The 3,134-nt window shown below is 66.5% G+C and carries 2 protein-coding genes; both read left to right on the top strand.

All coding sequences use genetic code 11. The annotated features are described in order from the left end of the window. A partial coding sequence (locus CSW58_RS11940) for a bifunctional YncE family protein/alkaline phosphatase family protein (protein WP_143755193.1) occupies positions 1-2,540 on the top strand: 2,540 nt, incomplete at its 5' end. A 48-nt stretch (positions 2,541-2,588) separates the two neighbouring features. Continuing rightward, positions 2,589-2,933, top strand: coding sequence for a TonB-dependent receptor plug domain-containing protein (locus CSW58_RS11935; protein ID WP_143755192.1), 345 nt, complete (start codon positions 2,589-2,591; stop codon positions 2,931-2,933). The last annotated feature ends 201 nt before the right edge of the window (positions 2,934-3,134 follow it).

Below are 3,134 nucleotides of genomic sequence, written 5' to 3'. Positions count from 1 at the left end.
TCTCCGTCTTGGCGTTTGGCCTGACCTGCGCCGCCCCGTTGGCCGCTCAGACCTTGGACAAGCCGGCGCGAGCCGTTCAGGATGGAGGGGTCATAACCACGCGTCAGGCGATCACGCCGGCCGGCGTGCAGACGATCTTCACGGGGCGGGTTCAGGGGGCGGTGTTCGGTCAGGACGGCGCCCTGTGGGTGCTGTCGCGCACCCATCTCTACCAGCTCGATTGGCTGGGTAACCGCGTGGTGACCCGCCATGCGCTGGGTGGCGTGGGCGGCATCCGGGGTCTGACGCTGGACGAGGCCGGCAAGCCACTGGTCAGTCTGATCGAAACCCGCAAAGGCCAGCCGGGCGCCGTTTTCCTGGCGAGGCCCGACACCGGCGCCGCGGATGGCGTGGTCAAGCTAGGCGCCCGTCTAGGCGCCCACAATGTCGGGGCGCCCATCGTTCATGACAGGCGCGCGCTTACGCCCCTGACGTTCGACAACGCGCTGGCGATTAGCGACCTCGTCACTGGCGAGACCCGTCGCATTCCGGTCGGCGTCGCCCCCGTCGCGGTCGCGGCCCACGGCGATGTCGCCTACGTGGCCAACTGGGGCGGCGAGGCCGCCGCGGCGGGAGTCCTCAACGCGCCGACGGGCCTCGCGCCGGAAGCCGACCGGGTGGCGATCGACGCTCGCGGCGTCGCCCTGGGCGGCTCGATCCGGGTGGTCGATCTGAAAACGGGCGAGAGCCTGGCCAGCATCGGCGTCGGTCGGCATCCGACCGCCCTGGCGCTCGATACGGCGCGCGGCTTGCTCTACGTCGCCAACACCAACGACGACAGCATCTCGGTCATCGAGACGCGCACCCGCCAAGTGACGCGAACGATCCTGCTGCAGCCGTTCGCCGAGGCCGTGAAGGGCGTCGCGCCGGCGGGCATGACCCTGGACAAGGCCGGAAAGCGGCTGTTCATCGCCTGCGGCGGGATCAACGCCGTGCTGGTCTATGATCTCGAGGCTGGCCGCATTTCCGGCTTGATCCCGACGGGCTGGTATCCCGTCTCCGTGACCTTGAACGCCGACGAGACCCAGATGGTCGTGGCGACCTTGCTCGGTGTCGGGTCGGGACAGAACGAAGGGCCCGGGCGCCGGTTCGTCCACGCCAATCGTGGTAGCGCCCACGTGGTGGCCATGCCCGACGCGGCGCAACTGGCGAGCTACACCGCCGCCGTCGCCGAAAACAACCGGATGGCCTTCCGTGACGCGGTCGCCCCCCGGCCCGATCCCAACGCCGTCCCGCGCGCCATACCCCTGCGGTCGGGCGAGCCGTCGCTGATCGAGCATGTCGTTTATATCATTAAGGAAAATCGAACCTACGACCAACTGTTCGGCGATCTCGAGCGCGGCAACGGCGACCCCAGCCTGGTCCTGTTCGGCGAAGACGTCACACCCAACCAGCGACGCCTTGCCCGGGACTTCACGCTTCTGGACAATTTCTACGCAACAGGCGGCAACAGCGCCAATGGCCACCAGTGGGTCACCCAGGGCAATGAGGTCAGCTACACCTTGTGGCCGGGCTATTCGGGCCGATCCTATCCTTTTGATGGCAGCGACCCGCTGGCCTATTCGTCGGGCGGCTTCATCTGGGACGCTGTTCTGGCCAAGGGCAAAAGCGTCGCCGTATTTGGCGAATACGCGCCCGGCGCGCTTGAGGACACGCCAAACCAGCGCGCCACGCTGTTCAAGCGCTGGCAGGCTGGCGACCCGTTCACCAATACGTTCGACACCCACTCACCGATTCCGCCCCTGGATCGGTCGCTCGTGCGCAATTTTCCCGCCTACGGCCTGAGCATCCCCGATGTCGTTCGCGCGCGGATCTTCATCAACAAGCTGAAGGAGTACGAGGCCAAGGGTTCGATGCCGAACCTGACGGTCATGCTGCTGCCCAGCGATCACACCAGCGGCACCAAACCCGGCGCCAACACGACCAAGGCCATGGTGGCCGACAACGATCTGGCCCTCGGCCAGGTGGTCGAGGCGCTGACCGCCTCGAAGTTCTGGCCGAAGATGGCGATTTTCGTCGTCGAGGACGACGCGCAGAACGGGGTCGATCATGTCGACGGCCATCGCACGGTGGCGCTGGCGATCAGCCCCTATATCCGCCGTCAGGCCGTCGATTCGACCATGTACTCTCACCAGAGCATGCTGAAGAGCATCGAGCTGATCCTGGGCCTGCCCAGTCTTTCACTCTTCAACCTGATCGCCACCGACATGCGGGCGAGCTTTCAGGACACGCCCGATCTGCGCCCCTTCAAGGCGATCACGCCCAGCCAGAGCATCCTGGAATTAAACCCCGCCGCGACGGCCTTGACGGGCGCTCGGCGTGAGGCGGCCCTAGCCTCCGCGCGGATGAACTTCGCCGTTCCCGACGACGTCCCCACCGCGGAACTCAACCGTATCGTCTGGCACGACGTCAAAGGTTGGTCGGCGCCCTATCCGCGCCTGACCCAGGCGGCCTTCAGCCCGTTCCAGCTCGACGATGAGGACGAGGGCGAGAAGGATTGATCGGCGGCCGCGCGGGCGAGGCGAAGCAGGATGGCCTGGGGAGAAGGGGTGGCGACTTCGCTGATGGCCTTGGCCTTGAGCGCCTCGCCTGGCGTGGCCGCGGCTCAAGTCGAAGTCGGGGAGACGGAGGCCGTCATCGTCACGGGCGCGATCCTTCGATCCGACAGCCCCGGCTCCAACTTCGTGATCAGCCGGGGCGACCTCGACGCGGTACGTCCGCTCAGCGTCAAGGATGTGCTCCGGCTCTCACCGGGCGTCCAGGTCGTGGACGAGGACATATTCGGGCTTAAGCTGAACATCTCCTTGCGCGGCTTGCCGCCCAGACGCTCGGGCCGCACCCTGTTGCTGGAGGACGGAATGCCGATCCTACTCCGAGCCTTCGGCGCACTATAGTCCATCCCTGCTCGGATTGAGCGGATCGAGATCGTGAAAGGCTCCGGGGAAATCTTTGGACGGTCCCCAGAAGCCTGGGGGCATGATCAATTTCGTGCCCGCCGGCGCCCCGGTCTCGCGCCGCCAGTGCGGAACTGGCATTTGGGGACCCGCGGCTATGCGTCCACCATTGCTTCTCCCTGGGCGCTGGAACGGACCGCG

Origin of the sequence: Caulobacter sp. B11, from assembly GCF_002737765.1 — a bacterium.
In the GTDB taxonomy this organism is placed as follows: domain Bacteria; phylum Pseudomonadota; class Alphaproteobacteria; order Caulobacterales; family Caulobacteraceae; genus Caulobacter.
This window is presented reverse-complemented; position numbering and strand designations above follow the sequence as displayed.